General features: G+C 56.9%; 1 protein-coding gene. It reads left to right on the top strand.

Going from position 1 to position 786, the window contains the following annotated elements; translation table 11 throughout:
* The coding region (gene modA, locus MWC30_RS21690; RefSeq protein WP_244086285.1) for a molybdate ABC transporter substrate-binding protein at positions 1–664 on the top strand (664 nt) is incomplete at its 5' end.
* Positions 665–786: the final 122 nt, after the last annotated feature.

Raw genomic sequence — 786 nt, 5'->3', positions numbered from 1 at the left:
GGCAAGTCTGACCAATGCCTTCACCGAGCTTGGCACCAAATTCGAGAGTCTCCATCCTGGAACAAAGATCATTTTCAATTTTGCGGCTTCAGGGGCTCTCCTTCAGCAGATCGAGCAGGGCGCGCCCTTGGATGTCTTCGCGTCGGCGGATCAGAAGACCATGAACCAGGCGAAGGAAAAGAAGCTGATTCTCGACGATTCTCGAAAAGACTTTGTCAGCAACAGCCTGGTTCTCATCGTCCCGGCGGCGTCCAAACTTTCCATCAAGAGCGCGCAGGACCTCACTCAAAAGGATGTGGGCAAGATTGCCCTTGGGAAGCCCGAAACGGTTCCCGTTGGGCGGTATACTCAGGAAGCCCTGACGAACGAAGGACTGTGGGAAACGCTGGGTCCCAAGTTCATCCCGGGAGACTCGGTGCGCCAGGTGCTCGACTATGTCAGTCGGGGGGAAGTGGACGCCGGTTTTGTCTTTGCCACCGATGCGGCCGTCGCCAGGGAGAAGGTGCGTGTGGCTGCCAAAATGGATAAGCATCAGCCGATAGTCTATCCTGTAGCGGTCGTGGCTGCGACACAGAAAAAGGAGCTGGCGCGGCGTTTCATCGATTTCATCCTGAGCGCGGAAGGCCAGGAAATCCTTTCGCGGTATGGGTTTGGAAAAGCGTAACATGCTGATCCATGTGGATGTGGAAAAGGTGCTGGTATCCCGGGGGAGGAGCTTCAGGCTCAAGGCGGAGCTCACTTCCGAGGAGCAGTTCGTGGTCCTGTTCGGGCCTTCGGGGTCGGGGA

Source organism: Desulforhabdus sp. TSK (assembly GCF_022836495.1).
Classification (GTDB): Bacteria; Desulfobacterota; Syntrophobacteria; order Syntrophobacterales; family Syntrophobacteraceae; genus Desulforhabdus.
Note: the sequence above shows the minus strand (reverse complement) of the source record. Positions and strands in the feature narration are given on the sequence as shown.